Below are 15,403 nucleotides of genomic sequence, written 5' to 3'. Positions count from 1 at the left end.
GGTTAGGACACCAGGTTTTCAACCTGGGAAGAGGGGTTCGACTCCCCTACGGGCTGCCACTTCCGTTGCAACCGGCAAACACGCATTTGACTGGCTTTGGCCGGGCGGATCGGCTTCATGGGGGAAGTCCCTGCGACCGGAGCCATCATGTTGCGATCCCTTGCCGCCCTTCTCCTCCTCTCAGCCGCCGCCCTGGCCGACACCGCCGATGGCGAGGCGCTGAAGGCGATGGGCTGGGACCAGATCGTCAATGAGGCGCGCGGCGGCACGGTCAACTGGTTCATGTGGGGCGGCGCGGACAACATCAACGCCTATGCCAGCGATTACATCGGCACGGCGCTGAAGCGCGATTACGACATCACGCTGAACCGCGTACCGATCACCGACGCGGCCGAGATCGTGAACCTGATCCTGTCCGAGAAGGAGGCCGGCGTGACCGACAACGGCACGGTCGACCTCATCTGGATCAACGGCGAGAATTTCCGCTCGATGAAAGAGGCGGGGCTGGCCTTCTGCGGCTACACCTCGCTTCTGCCGAACGACGCGCTGGTCGACTGGGACAACCCGGCCATCGCCAACGACTTCGGCGTCCCGGTCGTGGGCTGCGAGGTGCCCTGGAACACGGTGCAGTTCGCCTTCGCCCATGACAGCGCCGTGCTGGCCGAGCCGCCGCGCGACATGGCCGGGCTTCTCGCCTGGATCAGGGCCAACCCCGGCCGCTTCACCTATCCCGCGCCGCCGGATTTCACCGGCTCGGCCTTCGTGCGGCATGTATTCATCCATGCCGCCGGCGGGCCCGAGGGGCTTCTCGGCCCCTTCGACCAGGTGAAGTTCGACGCGGTCGCCGGCAAGACCTGGGCGATCCTGAACGGGCTGGAACCCTTCCTCTGGCGCGAGGGGGCGACCTATCCCACCACCGTCACCCAGCTGAACGAGCTTTTCGCCAATGGCGAGGTGGCCTTCAGCTTCAACTACGACCCGGCGCAATTCGGGCTGGCGGTGCAGGCCGGGCTCTGGCCCGAGACCACGCGCTCCTTCGGCCTCCGGGACGGCACCATCGGCAACACCAACTACACGCTGATCCCGTTCAACTCGCCCAACAAGGCGGCGGCGATGGTGACGCAGAACCTGCTCCTGTCCGGCGAGGCGCAGCTGGAGAAGGCCCGGACCGAGATCTGGGGCGCCGCCCCCGCCATCGAGATCTCCCGCACCCCGCCCGCGGTGCAGGCCGGATTCGCCGCGATCAAGACGCATCCCTCGGTGATCCCGGCCTCCGAACTGGCGAAATCCGCCCTTCCCGAACTGCAGGCCGGTTGGCTGACCGCGATCGAGGCGGGTTGGGCCACGAACGTGGGCAATTAGGCGATGCGCGAGCGGACCCGCCTCCTCCTCCTGCTCGGCCCGGCGGTGGCGCTGGTGGGGGGACTGGTCCTTGGCGCGCTGGGGCTGGCGCTCCTGCGCTCGCTCCGGCTGCTGCCACTGGAGGAACCGGGCCTCTCCGCCTATGCCTCGGTGCTAGCCTCGCCGGGGGTGCTGGCCTCGCTGGCCCTGTCCTTCTGGATCGCCACGGTCTCGACCCTGATCGCCGCCGGTCTGGCGCTGGCGGCGGCGATGCTCTTGCGGCAGGCCTTTCCCGGCCGCAGGCTGGTGGCGGTGCTGGTGCAGCTGAACCTGACCATCCCGCATGTCGTGGGGGCCATCGGCATCCTCTACCTCATCTCGCAATCCGGCAGCTTCGCCCGCCTCGCCCATGCCGCGGGCCTGATCGCCGCGCCGGGCGAGTTTCCGGCGCTGACCCATGATCCCTGGGCCATCGGCATCATCCTGACCTATGTCTGGAAAGAGGTCCCCTTCATCACCCTCATCCTGCTGGCCAAGCTGCAGACCCTTGGCCCGGACCTCGGACCCGTGGCGCGAAGCTTGGGCGCGACGCGCTGGCAGGCCTTCCGCTTCGTCCTCCTGCCGCAGCTTCTGCCTGCGCTCGCGGCCGGGGCGGCGCTGGTCTTCGCCTTCGCCTTCGGGGCCTATGAGGTGCCGCTGGTCCTTGGCGCGCATGCCCCCGAGGCGCTGCCGCTCCGCGCCTGGCGCAGCTTTACCGATGTCGATCTCGCCGCCCGGCCCGAGGCCTTCGCCATCTCGATCCTGATCGCGGCGCTTGGGGCGGGGCTGCTGGCGCTCCATGCCCGGCTGATCCTGCCAAGGCGGGGCCGCGATGCGGGCTGAAAGGCTCAGGCTTCTGGCGGGGCTGGCCCTCGCGCTGGCGCTGGTGCTGCCACTGCTGCCGCTGGCGCTCTGGTCCCTCGCGCATGGCTGGCGCTTTCCCGACCTGCTGCCGCAGGCGTGGTCGCTCCGGGCCTGGGGCGTCGCATCCTCGGCCGGGGTGCTGGGCAGCCTCGGCCTGACCCTCGGCATCGCGGCCGCGACCACCGCGCTCGCGGCGCTGGTCGGCCTGCCGGCGGGCCGGGCGCTGGGGCTGCATGACTTCCCCGGCAAGCGGGCGGTGCTCCTCCTCCTCCTGGTTCCCGCCGTCCTGCCGGGGATCGCGCTGGTCCTCGGCCTGCACGACCTCTTCCTGCGGCTGGGGCTGACCGGCAGCACCCATGGGGTGATCCTTGCCCATCTGGTCCCGGTCCTGCCCTATATGGTGCTGGTGATGGCCTCGGTCTTCGCGGGCTTCGACACCAGGATCGAGGCGCAGGCCCGCAGCCTGGGCGCGGGGCCGGTCCGCTGCTTCCTGCAGGTCACGCTTCCGGCCGTGCTGCCCGGCCTCTTGACCGGCGCGCTCTTCGCCTTCCTCGTCTCCTGGTCGCAGTACCTGCTGACGCTGGCGATCGGCGGCGGGCGGGTCCAAACCCTGCCCCTGGTCCTTTACGCCTATGTCGCGGCCGGGCGGAACGACGTGGCCGGTGCCATCGCGGTGCTTTACGCCCTGCCGGGGATCCTGCTCCTGCTCGGCTTCATCGGGCGGATCACCGGGCGCGACCTCGGCCGGGTGCTCCGCCCATGACGCTGGAGCTGCGCAACCTGCGGAAAGCCTGGCCCGGCGCGGGCCAGCCCACGATCCCCGGCCTGGACCTTGCCGTCGCGGCAGGCAGCCTCACCGTGCTCCTCGGCCCCTCGGGCAGCGGCAAGACGACGGTGATGAAGCTGATCGCCGGCCATCTGGCCCCCGATTCGGGCGAGGTCATCCTCAAGGGCCGGACCCTGACCGGCCTGCCGCCCGAACGGCGCGGGGTGGCGATGGTGTTCCAGGATCCGCTGCTCTTTCCGCATCTGACCCTCGCTGGCAATGTCGGCTTCGGCCTGAAGATGCGCGGCGAGCCCGCCGCGCGGATCGAGGCCGAGGTCGCCGCGATGCTGGCCCGGGTCCAGCTCGCGGGCCTTGGCGCGCGGCGGCCGGACCAGCTTTCGGGCGGGCAGCAGCAGCGCGCGGCCCTGGCGCGGGCGCTGGTCCTGCGGCCGGACCTGCTGCTTCTGGACGAGCCGCTGGCCAGCCTCGACGCGGGCCTGCGCGACGAGATGCGCGCGCTGATCCGCGGCCTGCAGCGTGAAACCGGGGTGACGACGCTGATGGTCACGCATGACCAGTCCGAGGCCGTGGTGATGGCCGACCGGATCGCGCTCCTGCTCGACGGGCAGCTGGCGCAGGCGGCCGCCCCGGCCGAGATCCTGCGCCGGCCGGAAACCGAGGCCGTGGCCCGCTTCTTCGGCGGGGTGAACTTCCTGGATGGCGTGGTGGAGGGCGCAGGCTTCCGCTGGGGTCCCGTCCGCCTGGCGCTCGACCGGCCCGGCCCGCCCGGCCCCGCCCGGCTGACCATCCGCCCCGAGGCGGTGCTGCTGCATCCCGGTCCGGGACAGCTGGCCGCGAAGGTGCGGGGCGTCACCCTCCTCGGCACGCAAAGCCGGGTCGAGCTTGCCCTGGCCGGAGAGCCGCTGACCGCCCTTCTGCAACCCGCCGCCGCCGAGGCCCTGCGTCCCGGCGATACCGTCGCCGTCACCCTGCCGCCTGCCGCACTCTGGCGGCTGCCCGGCTAGTCCGCCGCCGAGCGAAGCCGGATCGACCGTCCCCGCCCCGCCCGCTTGGCCGCGTAAAGCGCGCGGTCGGCCAGCGCCATCAGGCGCACCGGGTCGGGCGCGGCCAGGTCGGACGAGCGCACGATGCCGATGCTGGCCGAGACCTGCGCCACCTTTCCGGCGACGGGGATCGGCGCGCTGATGCGCTGGATGATCCGGTCGGCAATGCCCCGCAACACCTGCAGGTCGACGCGCTTGACGACAAGGACCAGGAACTCGTCCCCGCCGATCCGCGCCGCGCAATCCTCGACGCGCAACTCCGCGCGCAGGATGCGGCCGACCACCTCCAGCACATGGTCGCCCGCGGCATGGCCCAGGGTGTCGTTGACCGACTTGAAATAGTCCAGGTCCAGATGCAGAAGGCCGAAGGGCATCCGGGCGGCGCACAGCCGCGCCAGCACCAGATCGGCGGCCCGGCGGTTGCGCAGCCCGGTCAGGGGATCGGTCAGCGCCTCCTCCTCGGCGGCAAGGCGGGCCCCTTCCAGCCGCAGGTTCAATCCGCGCAGTTCGCGCGTGACGGCGGCGTTCGCCTCGGCCAGATAGAGCAGCTCCATCGCAAGGTCGGTGGCGACGAAATCGGCATCCGTCAGCCCCAGTTCGCGCACCGCCGCGATCAGGTCGATCCCGAAACTCAGGTTCATCAGCATCCTGCCGTCCGGCAGGCGCTCTCCCATTCCGCGCAGCCCGGCCCGCACCCCGTTGCGCGCCACCAGGCGAAAGCGGTGGCCGGCGCGGGCCAGGACCTGATCGGCGGTGACTGCGCCGCCGGGCGCGCGGACCTCGAACAGATCCTCGAACCGGGCGCCGGCCAGGTCCGGCCGCTGCAGCATCCGCCTCAGCGTCGGCCCGGCCCCCAGCACCCGCCCCTCGCGGTCCAGCAGAAGATGCATCGGCATGAAGCGCGCCAGCATCGCCTGCTCCGGCACCGGCCTGTCGGGATCCCGCTCCACCCTATCCCTCCGGCAAGGCGAGGTCGAAGGGCCGCGCGGCGGCATGGGCGCGGTCGAGGATGCGGATGGCGATGCGGCCCTCGCCCTCGGCCTCGATCAGGCAGAGCGTGCCGAAATCATCCGCCATCGCGGTCAGCATCCCCACCAGCACCCGGATCGTGCCGCGCAACCCGGCCCGGCAGTCCAGCACGAAGCGGTCGGGCGCGATCTCGGTCAGGCGGATCTCCGGCAGGTCGAGGTCGGGCAGGTCGAGGTCGGGCAGCGCCAGCCGCGCCCGGCCGGGCAGTTCCTCCAGCGAATGAAGGAAGTCGGCATAGCCGATGCCGCCGAAGCGCAGGAGGCGGCGGACGCCCTCGTGGCCGGGGCTGGTGACGAGATAGGTGCCCAGATCCTCCCATATGGTTTCGACCGGACGGCCCAGGACGGCCGCGGCCTCGGCCGCGACCTGATCGGCCAGGCCCGGCGCATAGCGCAGCATGGGTTCGAACGTCTCGACCGGCAGGTCGGCGCGGCGGCAGATCGTCTGCCAGACCGGAACGCCGAACGTGCCGCGGACATAGCCCTGCAGGAACCGCAGCATCAGCGCATCCATGAACGTCCCTTCGTCACCTTTCGCGCCCAGACTAGCCGGCAGGGGTTAACAAACTGCCCTCCGTCTCAGGGCAGGATCAGCACGCCCGCCGGGCCGCTGCCCAGCTGGTTGACCTCGGCCGGGGTCAGCGCCAGCGGTGCCGCCTGCGCCGCGCGCAATAGCTCCGCCGCCGCCTCGCCCGGCAGATAGCCCTGATCCGGCCGCGCCACCGGACGCTCGGTCAGATAGCCGTCCGCGTTCAGGAAAAGACCGATGGCCTCGGCCGCGCCGGGGCTGCGTTCCAGCACCAGGATCGCCTCCTCGCCGGGGATCGCGGGCAGAAGATCGGCCACCACCATGACGCAGGCCGGCTGCCCGGTCTCGAGCTTCAGGGCGCAGACCCCGGCCCAGTCGCGCAGCCGGTAGGGCTCGGCCGCGGCGAGGATCATGTCGCGCGTGCCGGTGGCGGTCGGCGGCTGCAGCGGCAAAAGGGCGGTCAGCCCGGCCAGCGCCTCGGCGCGCCCGGTGCCCTCCGGATCGTCCTCGCCGCGCAGCCGGGCCGCCAGCGCCTCGTTGCCCGGCTCGGCCGCCAGAGCCTCCAGCCGCGCCAGCGCCGCCGCCCCCGGCTTGCCCCAGCGCGAGAAGGCCCAGAGGTCGAGCTGCGCCACCCCGGTCCGGCCCGCGAGGAACCGCTCCACCTGGTTCCGCGCCGAGATCGCCTCGGCGTTGAACAGCGGCGTCAGCCACAGCGCCGCGGCCGCGATCACCGCCAGCGCCATCCCGACGTTGCCGCGCCGGATGCGCGCCATCCAGCCCGCCCCGCGCAGGACCGCGATCGCATAGGTCAGCCCGTAGCCCAGCCCGATCAGCGCCCCCAGCGCCAGGAACAGCCGCTCCGGCGTCCAGCCGTACTGCCCGACCCGCAGCCACAGCGCCCAGAGCGCCAGCCCCGCGACCAGCGGCAGGACCAGCGCCATTCCCAGCGCCGCCCAGCGGATCGCCCGGCCCTGCGCCGCCTCGGCATCGCTGCGGTCCACCGCCACCGCCACCAGCGCCACCCCGGCCGCGACCATGGACAGAAGCAGCGCCGCCGGCGAAAGCCCCAGCACCAGCCGCTCGAACCCGCGCAGCGGCAGGGCGAGAAGGAACACCAGCATCACCGCCAGCACCACCGGCAACAAGAGCCGCAACAGCCGCAGCACCAGTTGCGGCGCGATCGGTCCCGCCAGTTCCCAGACCACGGCCATGCCAAGGCCCAGCGCCGCCCCGGCCAGCGCCAGGACCGCCAGCCGGTTCTCCAGCAGATGCGACAGCAGGCCGATCCCGACGATGCGCAGCACCTGGTCCGACAGCAGCACCAGGATCCAGACCAGAAGCGTGAAGGCCAGCGCGGCGGCAAGGCGGATGACGATGGACCAGGCTTCCTCGAACAGCGCGGGATAGTCGCGCCAGCCCGGACGGGCGGCCGCGATCAGGAAGGGCACCGGCAGACCGGCGACGGTCAGCGCCGCCAGAAGATGCATCGGGACCGCAAAGACCTCCTCGGCCGCGGCGAAGCGCAAGGCGACCAGCCCGACCAGCCCGCCCGTCAGCACCCCCGGCCCCAGGGCGCGGGCGGCCGCACGCGCCAGGCCCATCGGGCCCGCCATGGCCAGCGCCGCAAGGACGAAGCTCACCACCGCCGCATGCAGCGCCAGGGCCAGCCGGCCGTCCAGAAACCCGCGCGGGACGGCCTCGCCCAATGCCCAGATCAGCGCGCCGCCCAACGCCCCCAGAAGCGCAAGGCTCCACCGTGCCTGCAAGGCCGCTTCCATTCCATCCCCTCTCGGTTCCCGCCGCAGCTTTTCCACGCCGCCGCCGGCCCGCCATAGTCAGGATTTCCGGACGCTTGCCAAGCCCGTTGCCCTGCCCCATCCTCCGGCGCAGCCTGAAAGGACCGCACCCCATGCCCCTCACGATCCGCCCGCTCCGCCCCGATGACGAGGCCGACTGGCGCCGCCTCTGGACCGGCTATCTCGATTTCTACCAGACCTCGGTCCCCGAGGCGGTCTATGCCTCGACCTTCGCCCGGCTCCTCGGCGACGACCCGCAGGACTTCTCGGCCCTGATCGCCGAGGTGGATGGCAGGCCGATGGGCCTCGCGCATTACCTGTTCCACCGGCATTGCTGGCGGATCGAGAACGTCTGCTACCTGCAGGACCTCTTCGTCGCCCCCGAGGCCCGCGGCACCGGCCTTGGCCGCGCCCTGATCGAGGCGGTCTATGCCCGCGCCGACGCCGCCGGGGCGCCCGGCGTCTACTGGCTGACGCAGGACTTCAACGCCGAAGCGCGGCAGCTTTACGACCGGATCGCCAGGGTCTCGCCCTTCATCCGCTACAACCGGGCCTGAAAGCACAAGGCGGGTGAGTCACCCCCGCCTCCGCGCTCAGGGTTCGGGCTGCGGCGGGATCCGGCCCCGGCGCGCCTCGGCCCAGGTGTTCAGGCTCACCGCCGCCACGATCAGCGCGCCGCCCAGGATCACGAAGGCGTCCACCGCCTCGCCGAAGACCAGCGCGCCCAGCGCCGTCGCCCAGAGGATCTGCAGGAAGGTCACCGGCTGCGTCACCGCCAGCGGCGCCGCCCGGAAGGCCCGCGTCATCGTATAGTGCCCCAGCGTCGCCAGCCCGGCCACCACCGCCAGCCAGGCCAGCTGCACCCCGCTCACCGGCTGCCAGACCCAGAGCGCCACCGGCGCCAGCCCCAGCGAGACCGTCACCGACAGCACCGCCACCACCACCGAGGGCGGGGCCATCCCGCTCAGCCGCTTGGCGAAGATGTAGCTCACCGCGAAGCAGACCGTCGCCGCCAGCTGCGACAGATGCCCGGCCGAGATCTCGCGCAGCCCCGGCCGCAGCACCACCAGCGCCCCCGCCAGCGCCACCAGGACCGAGACGACGCGCCCCCGCCCCAGCCCCTCGCCAAGGAGAAGCCCCGCGATCACCAGCACGATCACCGGGTTCAGGAAGCCGATCGCCGCCATCTCGGCCACCGGCACCCGCGCCATGGCCCAGAACCAGAAGATCACCGCCGTGACATGCAGCACGCCGCGCCACAGGAACAGCCGCCAGATCCCCTGCGGCAGCCGCACGCCGCGCATGGTCCACAGCGCCGGGGTCAGGAAGGCCAGGCCAAAGCCGAAACGGATGAAGGCCGCCTGCGCCGCCGGCAGCTCGGTCCCCAGATGCCGGACGATCCCGTTCACGCCGACAAAGGCAAGCCCGGTGGCCAGCATCCACAGAACCCCTTCGACGGGGCGGCCAAGATCGTTCAGCGCACGCATGGCGGCACAGAACCCCAAGCCGCGCGCAATGGCAACGCCCCTTCGCCCGAAGCCCCCGCAGCGTGACCCGATCGCCATCCCCCCGCCGCGCCCCCGCCTAGGGTGCGCTACAGCGCACCGCACCGGCCGACCCCACCCGGCACAACCGGATCACCCCCCAGCCCCAGCCCCGCAGCGCCCCCCCCGTAGGGTGCGCTACAGCGCACCGCACCGGCCGACCGTCACCCTGCACAACCGGTCGCCCCCCCAGCGCCAGCCCCGCCGCGCCCCCCCGTAGGGTGCGCTACAGCGCACCGCACCGGCCGACCCCACCCGGCACAACCGGATCACCCCCCCAGCGCCAGCCCCGCCGCGATCGCCCACATCACCAGCCCCACGCCCACCTCCAGCCAGACCCAGGCCACCGGGCGCGCGAAGACCGGCGCCAGCAGCCGCGCCCCGAAGCCCAGCGCGGTGAAGAAGCTCAGCGAGGCACCGGCCGCCGCCGCCCCGAAGATCCACTCATGCGGCGCATGTTGCGCCGAGATCGAGCCGACCAGCACCACCGTATCCAGATAGACATGGGGATTGGCCCAGGTCAGCACCAGACAGGTCGCCAGCACCTTCCCCAAGGGCGCCGCCCCCGCCGCCGCGGGCCGCAACGCCTCGCCCCCCTGCAACGCCGCCCGGAAGCGCAAGGCCCCATAGACGACCAGGAACCCCACCCCCAGCCAGCGCATCGCCGCGCCGAACCAGGGCAGCCGCGCCGAGAGCGTGCCGAACCCCGCCACCCCGGCCGCGATCAGCACCGCATCCGACAGCGCGCAGACCGCCACCACCGCCGCCACATGCTCGCGCCGCAGCCCCTGCCGCAGGACGAAGGCATTCTGCGCCCCGATTGCCAGGATCAGGCTCAGCGCCACCAGATAACCGTTCACCGCCGCCTCGATCATGTCCGCCCTCCGCTTGCGGCTTGACCAGTAGGCCGGGGCCTGACATCAATCCAGTTAATCCTTCTGTCGCCGATTAAGTCTGGCTAATGCTCGACCCCGCCCAGCTCGCCGCCCTCGCCGCCGTCCACCGCCGCGGCTCCTTCGATCTGGCCGCGACCGACCTGCACGTCACCCCCTCGGCCGTCAGCCAGCGGATCAAGGCGCTGGAGGAGACGACCGGAACGCTGCTCATCCGCCGCGGCCAGCCCTGCCGCGCCACCGATGCCGGCCTGCGCCTGATCCGCCACCATGACGAGATCGCGCTTCTGGAACGCACGCTCGCCGCCGACCTGCCCGGCCTGGCCCCCGGCCCCGCCACGCTGCGCATCGCGGTGAACGCCGACAGTCTCGCGACCTGGGTGATCCCGGCGCTGGCCGAGACCGGGGGGCTGCTCTTCGACCTCGTGATCGACGACCAGGACGTGAGCCAGGACTGGCTCCGGCGCGGCGAGGTCGTCGCGGCCATCACGGCACAGCCCGGCCCGTTGCAGGGCTGCGAGTCGGTCCCGCTCGGCGCGCTGCGCTACCGCGCCACGGCCTCGCCCGCCTTCCGCGACCGCTGGTTCTCCCAGGGCGTCACGGCCGGGGCTCTGGCCCGCGCGCCCACGCTCAGCTTTTCCGACAAGGACCGGCTGCAGGAACTCTGGGCGGCCCGCCTGACCGGCGGCCCGCAGCGCCGGGCGTTCCCGGCCCACCGCATGGCCTCGTCCCAGGCCTTCGTCGACGCCTGCCTTCACGGCATGGCCTGGGGCATGAACCCCGACCCCCTGGTCGCCGGCGCACTCGCCGCCGGCCGTCTCGTCGAGCTGATCCCGGACACCCCGCTCGACGTGGCGCTCTACTGGCAGTTCACCCGCCTCGCCGCACCCGCGCTCCGCCCGGTGACCGAAGCCCTCCGCCGGGGCGCCGCCGCGACCCTGGTCCCCCAATGAAAACGGGGGCGGCTTTCGCCACCCCCGTTTCCCGTTCCCGAAGGAAAGGCTTACGCCAGAGCCAGGTTCACGGCCGATTCCCGGCCGTTGCGGTCCTGCTCGACGTCATAGGTCACGGCCTGCCCATCGGGCAGCGAGCGGATGCCCGCGCGCTCCAGCGCGGTGATGTGGACGAACACATCCTTCGACCCGCCTTGCGGCGCGATGAAGCCGAAACCCTTGGTTGCGTTGAACCATTTCACGGTGCCATTGGCCATCGTGATATCTCCTGTCAAATCGCCACCCGCAGATTGCGATGGCCCGGCCCAAGTGTCGTCACGATCGAAGCTGAAGGCCGAAGCAGACAGAAGACGAAGGAAAGGAAACTCTGCCCTTCCCACATGCGCCTTCGGGCGGCACATTGCAAGGGGCGGACCGGATGAAAGCCGCGCCGATACCTCAATTCATCCGCCCCGACGCCGCAGCCCGACGCTCTCCACCCGAAAGCCGCCGGCCGCCCCTTGCGCAGCCCCAGCCCCTTCCTCTTGGCAAAAATACTCAAATCCGCCCGCCCGGCAGCCCGGCCCTGTCCCGGCCGGGCCCCCGGATCGCCGCCGCGTAGGGTGCGCTACAGCGCACCTTCCTCAAAGCTGCGCGGCCACGTCCTCGGGGACGTCGAAGTTGTGCGTCACCGTCTGCACATCGTCGTCCTCTTCCAGGAGGTCGATCAGCCGCATCAGCTTCTGCGCGGTCTCCAGATCGACCTCGGTCCGGGTCTGCGGCTTCCAGACCAGCTTGGACTCGGTCGATTCCCCCAGTGCCTTCTCCAGCGCGTCCGAGACCTCGGGCAGGTTCTCCACCCTGCAATAGATCCAGTGGCCGTCCTCGTCCGACTCCACGTCCTCCGCGCCCGCCTCCAGCGCGGCCATCATCACGTCATCGGCCGAACCCGCGCTCGCCGGATAGGTGATCTCGCCCACCCGGTCGAAGGAATGCGCGACCGAGCCGGTGGTGCCCAGGTTCCCGCCGCATTTGGTGAAATAGCTCCGCACATTCGAGGCGGTGCGGTTCAGGTTGTCGGTCATCGCCTCGACGATGATCGCGATCCCGTTCACGCCATAGCCCTCATAGCGGATCTCGGTGTAATCCGCCCCGTCGCCCATCTGGCTCTTCTTGATCGCGCGGTCGATCACGTCCTTCGGCATCGAAACGGCCTTGGCCGCCTTGATCGCCAGCCGCAGGCGCGGGTTCATGTCGGGGTCGGGCATCCCCATCTTCGCCGCGACGGTGATTTCCTTCGACAGCTTGGAAAACGCCTTCGAGCGCAGCTTGTCCTGCTTGCCCTTGCGATGCTGGATGTTCGCCCATTTCGAATGGCCTGCCATGGCCTCTACCTCGGTCCCAATTCGGTGATGATGCCCTCTACACCCGCAAATGCGGCAAGGGCAAGCGCCTCAGTCGCGCTGCGGCTCCCGCCGCGGGGGCGAGGCGAAGACATGCGCCCGTCCCGCCGCATCGGTGATCACCACCCGCGCCATCGGCGCCAGCGCCCCCTCGCCCACCAGCGCCTGGACGACCTGCCGCAGCGGGTTCGGGTTCTCCATCGTCTCGACGGCATAGGAAAAGCCCGGCCCGCAGTCCTCGAACCGGCCCGCCCCGCCCGCGGCGGCCCAATCCGCCCGGCAGGCGGTCCCGTCCGAGAGCACCAGCACCAGCTCCTGATCGGAGAGCCGCGCCTCCTGCGGCGCCGGCGCGACCGGCAGGGCCGCGCAGGCCCCCAGCATCAGAACCCCCGGCATCCAGCGCATCGGCACCTCCCTCACAGCGGCCAGATCAGCGGGATCAGGGCGCAACTGACCAGCATCACGATGATGTTCAGCGGAATCCCGACCCGGGCAAAGTCCGAGAACCGATAGCCCCCCGGCCCGTAGACCATCATGTTCGTCTGATACCCCACCGGGGTCGCAAAAGCCAAGGTCGCCGAGAACATCACCGCCACCACGAAGGGCCGCGGGTCATGGCCCAGCCGCTCGGCCAGCTGGATCGCGACCGGAGTATAGATCACCGCCACCGCATTGTTCGACAGGAACTCGGTCAGCACCAGCCCGATGAAATAGACCGAGAGGATCAGGACGAAGGGGCCGAGCCCCTCCAGCCAGGGCGCCACGCCCTCCACGATCATCCCCACCGCGCCCGACTGGTCCAGCCCCTCGCCCACCGCCAGCATGGCGAAGATCATCGCCAGAAGCCGGCCGTCCACGAAGCTGAACGCCTCGTCGCTGTCGACGCAATGCGTGACCAGGATCACCGCCACCGCGATCAGCGCCAGGGGCAGGATCGGCGCCAGGTCCAGCGCCGAGACCACCACGATCAGCGCCAGCGCCGCCAGCGCGATCGGGGCCTTCCGGCGCCGGAACGGCATCGCGCGCGGGCGGCTGACGTCGACCAGCTCCATATCCGCCGCGATCCGCTGGATATCCTCGACGCTGCCCTCCAGGAGCAGCGTATCGCCCACCCGCACGATCAGGTCGTCCAGCTGCCGCCCGATGTTCTGGTTGCGCCGGTGCACCGCCAGCACGTAGACGCCATAGCGCCGCCGCAGCCGCAGGTCGCCCAGCCGCTGGCCCTCCATCCGGCAGCCGGGGCCGATCAGCACCTCCACCGTCTCGGTCTTGACCGACGAGAGCTTGTCCACCAGCCGCACGTCCTTGCGCCCCTGCAGGCCCAGAAGCTCGGTCATCTCGGTGCGCAGCACCACCCGGTCCCCCGCCTCCAGCACCACCGGCTGCAGGTCGCGCCGCAGGCTGGCATCGCCGCGCAACACGTCGATCACCCGCACGCCCTCGCGCTTGAAGATGTCCACCGCCATCACCTGCTGGCCGATCAGAGGGCTGTCCTCGGGCACCGCGACCTCGGTGAAGAACTTCATCTTCCGCCGGTCGTTGAGCAGCACTCCCATCGACTGCCGCACCGGCAACAGCCGGTTGCCGAACAGCGCCAGGAACAGCCCCCCCGCCAGCGTCACCGCGATCCCCAGGGGGGCGATCTCGAACAGGCTGAAATGCTCCAGCCCCTGCTTCACCGCCACCCCGTCCACCAGAAGGTTGGTCGAGGTGCCGATCAGCGTGATCATCCCCCCCAGCACCGTCATGTAGCTCAGCGGAATCAGCAGCTTCGAGGGCGAAGCCCCGATCTTCACCGCCAGCTGGATCACCACCGGGATCATCACCGCCACCAGCGGCGTGTTGTTCATGAAGGCCGAGGCCAGCGCGGTCGCGCCGATCAGCAGCACCACCGTCGTCTTCGGCCGGTCCCCCGCATGCCGCCCCAGCGCGCTGATCACTGCCTCGACCGCGCCGGTCCGGACCAGCCCGCCCATCACCAGGAACATCAGCGCGATGGTCCAGGGCGCGGGGTTGGACAGGACCTCGGTCGCCTCCTTCACCGGCAGGATGCCCAGCACCAGCATCGATGTCGCGCCGCCGATGGCGGTGACCTCGACCGGCGTGCGCTCCAGCACGAACAGCACGAACATCATCGCCAGGATCGCCATCGCGACCCAGGGCGCCGCCTCGGCGGAAACCGAAAGGCCGAACATCAGACCGCCCGCCGCAGGCTCATGGGGTCGCCTCCTGCAAACGCCCGCCGACCCGGATCATCCGCGCCTTCTGCGCCAGCCCGGTCCTGTCGTCGGTCTCGACAAAGACCCCCGACAGCGTCGCCTCGCCCGCCGCCGGCTCGAACCGGCCCTTCGCCATCCCGGTCAGGAAGCGGCGCAGGGGCTCCAGCTTCTCCATCCCGATGACGCTGTCATAATCGCCGCACATGCCGGCATCGGACTGATAGGCGGTGCCCTTGCCCAGGATCATCGTGTCGCTGGTCGGCACATGGGTATGCGTGCCCACCACCAGGCTCGCCATCCCGTCGCACCAATGCCCCATCCCCATCTTCTCGCTGGTCGCCTCGGCATGGAAATCGACCACCGCCGCCTGCACCACGCCGCCCAGCCTATGCGCCTTCAGCACCTGCTCCAGCGCGCTGAACGGATCATCGAACGGCCGCTTCATGAAGACCTGGCCCAGCGCCTGCGTCACCAGAACCTTGCGCCCCTGCGTCGCCTCGAAGACCCGGAACCCCTTGCCCGGCGCGACCTTCGAGAAGTTCAGCGGCCGCACGATCCGCGGCTCCTGCTCGATGAAGCTCAGCATGTCCTTCTGGTCGAAGGCATGGTCGCCCAGCGTCAGGCAATCCGCCCCCGCCGCCAGCAACTCCTTCGCATGGTCGCCGGTGATCCCGGCCCCCTGGCTTGCATTCTCGCCGTTCACCACGACGAAATCCAACCCCCAGGCCTGCCGGAGCCCCGGCAGCCTCTCGATCACCGCCGCCCGGCCCGAGCGGCCGACGACATCACCCAGAAAAAGCAGTCTCATGCGCTCCGATTAGGCGCGGGGCCGGGTCCGGGCAAGCGAATTGGCGGTCCGGTGGGAAGAAATTTCGCGGAAAAGCCCAAGCTCCCGTTTTTCGCCGCCCCCCTCGGGAAAACCGCCCGCAAAGAAGAATTTTCGCCGAAAATTCTTCGCTGCACCGCCGCGCCCGCCTTCCAGCCC

General features: G+C 70.8%; 16 protein-coding genes. 6 read left to right on the top strand and 10 right to left on the bottom strand.

Annotated elements, in window-relative coordinates; all coding sequences use genetic code 11:
* The first annotated feature begins 147 nt into the window (after positions 1 to 147).
* From I7S92_RS18940 to I7S92_RS18925, 4 genes are read left to right on the top strand one after another with little or no spacing between them, the layout of a single operon-like run.
* Entirely contained in the window at positions 148 to 1,362 is a 1,215-nt protein-coding gene (locus I7S92_RS18940; RefSeq protein WP_197645557.1) for an ABC transporter substrate-binding protein, read from the top strand.
* A 3-nt stretch (positions 1,363 to 1,365) separates the two neighbouring features.
* Positions 1,366 to 2,223: an ABC transporter permease subunit gene (locus I7S92_RS18935; protein WP_197645560.1), complete on the top strand. Its 858-nt coding sequence runs from the start codon at positions 1,366 to 1,368 to the stop codon at positions 2,221 to 2,223.
* Entirely contained in the window at positions 2,213 to 3,007 is a 795-nt protein-coding gene (locus I7S92_RS18930) for an ABC transporter permease (protein WP_197645562.1), read from the top strand. Before I7S92_RS18935 ends, I7S92_RS18930 begins: the two co-directional genes overlap by 11 nt.
* Positions 3,004 to 4,035 carry an ABC transporter ATP-binding protein gene (locus I7S92_RS18925; RefSeq protein WP_197645564.1) on the top strand — a complete coding sequence of 344 codons (1,032 nt, stop codon included), beginning with the start codon at positions 3,004 to 3,006 and terminating at the stop codon, positions 4,033 to 4,035. Before I7S92_RS18930 ends, I7S92_RS18925 begins: the two co-directional genes overlap by 4 nt.
* Here the strand turns inward: I7S92_RS18925 and I7S92_RS18920 are convergent.
* The 3 genes from I7S92_RS18920 to I7S92_RS18910 all read right to left on the bottom strand — a co-directional run bounded on the left by I7S92_RS18920 (position 4,032) and on the right by I7S92_RS18910 (position 7,409).
* Entirely contained in the window at positions 4,032 to 5,024 is a 993-nt protein-coding gene (locus I7S92_RS18920; protein ID WP_354001337.1) for a GGDEF domain-containing protein, read from the bottom strand. The genes I7S92_RS18925 and I7S92_RS18920 overlap by 4 nt on opposite strands.
* A gap of 1 nt (position 5,025) precedes the next feature.
* Positions 5,026 to 5,616 (bottom strand): heme NO-binding domain-containing protein, encoded by a 591-nt coding sequence (locus tag I7S92_RS18915; protein WP_197645566.1) that lies wholly within the window; start codon positions 5,614 to 5,616, stop codon positions 5,026 to 5,028.
* 65 nt (positions 5,617 to 5,681) lie between these two features.
* A complete protein-coding gene (locus tag I7S92_RS18910) occupies positions 5,682 to 7,409 on the bottom strand; it encodes a DUF4153 domain-containing protein (RefSeq protein ID WP_197645568.1) in 1,728 nt (575 codons plus the stop codon).
* A 131-nt stretch (positions 7,410 to 7,540) separates the two neighbouring features.
* On the opposite strand from I7S92_RS18910, the gene I7S92_RS18905 reads away from it, so the two are divergent.
* Positions 7,541 to 7,984 carry a GNAT family N-acetyltransferase gene (locus tag I7S92_RS18905; protein ID WP_197645570.1) on the top strand — a complete coding sequence of 148 codons (444 nt, stop codon included), beginning with the start codon at positions 7,541 to 7,543 and terminating at the stop codon, positions 7,982 to 7,984.
* Between the two features lie 36 nt (positions 7,985 to 8,020).
* On the opposite strand, the gene I7S92_RS18900 is transcribed toward I7S92_RS18905, so the two are convergent.
* Entirely contained in the window at positions 8,021 to 8,914 is an 894-nt protein-coding gene (locus tag I7S92_RS18900; protein ID WP_242070214.1) for a DMT family transporter, read from the bottom strand.
* Between the two features lie 326 nt (positions 8,915 to 9,240).
* The gene (locus I7S92_RS18895) at positions 9,241 to 9,846 is read right to left on the bottom strand and encodes a LysE/ArgO family amino acid transporter (protein ID WP_197647077.1); all 606 of its coding nucleotides are present in this window, start codon (positions 9,844 to 9,846) and stop codon (positions 9,241 to 9,243) included.
* A gap of 86 nt (positions 9,847 to 9,932) precedes the next feature.
* On the opposite strand from I7S92_RS18895, the gene I7S92_RS18890 reads away from it, so the two are divergent.
* Entirely contained in the window at positions 9,933 to 10,817 is an 885-nt protein-coding gene (locus I7S92_RS18890) for a LysR family transcriptional regulator ArgP (RefSeq protein ID WP_197647076.1), read from the top strand.
* 50 nt (positions 10,818 to 10,867) lie between these two features.
* Here the strand turns inward: I7S92_RS18890 and I7S92_RS18885 are convergent, their stop codons facing one another.
* The 5 genes from I7S92_RS18885 to I7S92_RS18865 all read right to left on the bottom strand — a co-directional run bounded on the left by I7S92_RS18885 (position 10,868) and on the right by I7S92_RS18865 (position 15,226).
* Positions 10,868 to 11,074: a cold-shock protein gene (locus I7S92_RS18885; RefSeq protein WP_197647075.1), complete on the bottom strand. Its 207-nt coding sequence runs from the start codon at positions 11,072 to 11,074 to the stop codon at positions 10,868 to 10,870.
* Positions 11,075 to 11,440: 366 nt separating this feature from the next.
* On the bottom strand, positions 11,441 to 12,181 hold the full coding sequence (locus tag I7S92_RS18880) for a YebC/PmpR family DNA-binding transcriptional regulator (RefSeq protein ID WP_197647074.1): 741 nt from the start codon (positions 12,179 to 12,181) through the stop codon (positions 11,441 to 11,443).
* 69 nt (positions 12,182 to 12,250) lie between these two features.
* The gene (locus tag I7S92_RS18875) at positions 12,251 to 12,604 is read right to left on the bottom strand and encodes a hypothetical protein (RefSeq protein WP_197647073.1); all 354 of its coding nucleotides are present in this window, start codon (positions 12,602 to 12,604) and stop codon (positions 12,251 to 12,253) included.
* A gap of 11 nt (positions 12,605 to 12,615) precedes the next feature.
* On the bottom strand, positions 12,616 to 14,394 hold the full coding sequence (locus I7S92_RS18870; protein WP_197647072.1) for an SLC13 family permease: 1,779 nt from the start codon (positions 14,392 to 14,394) through the stop codon (positions 12,616 to 12,618).
* 19 nt (positions 14,395 to 14,413) lie between these two features.
* Positions 14,414 to 15,226, bottom strand: a complete 813-nt coding sequence (locus I7S92_RS18865) for a TIGR00282 family metallophosphoesterase (protein WP_197647071.1) — start codon at positions 15,224 to 15,226, stop codon at positions 14,414 to 14,416.
* Positions 15,227 to 15,403 lie beyond the last annotated feature (177 nt).

It is taken from the genome of Tabrizicola soli (genome assembly GCF_015999335.1).
Lineage (GTDB): Bacteria > Pseudomonadota > Alphaproteobacteria > Rhodobacterales > Rhodobacteraceae > Tabrizicola > Tabrizicola soli.
This window is presented reverse-complemented; position numbering and strand designations above follow the sequence as displayed.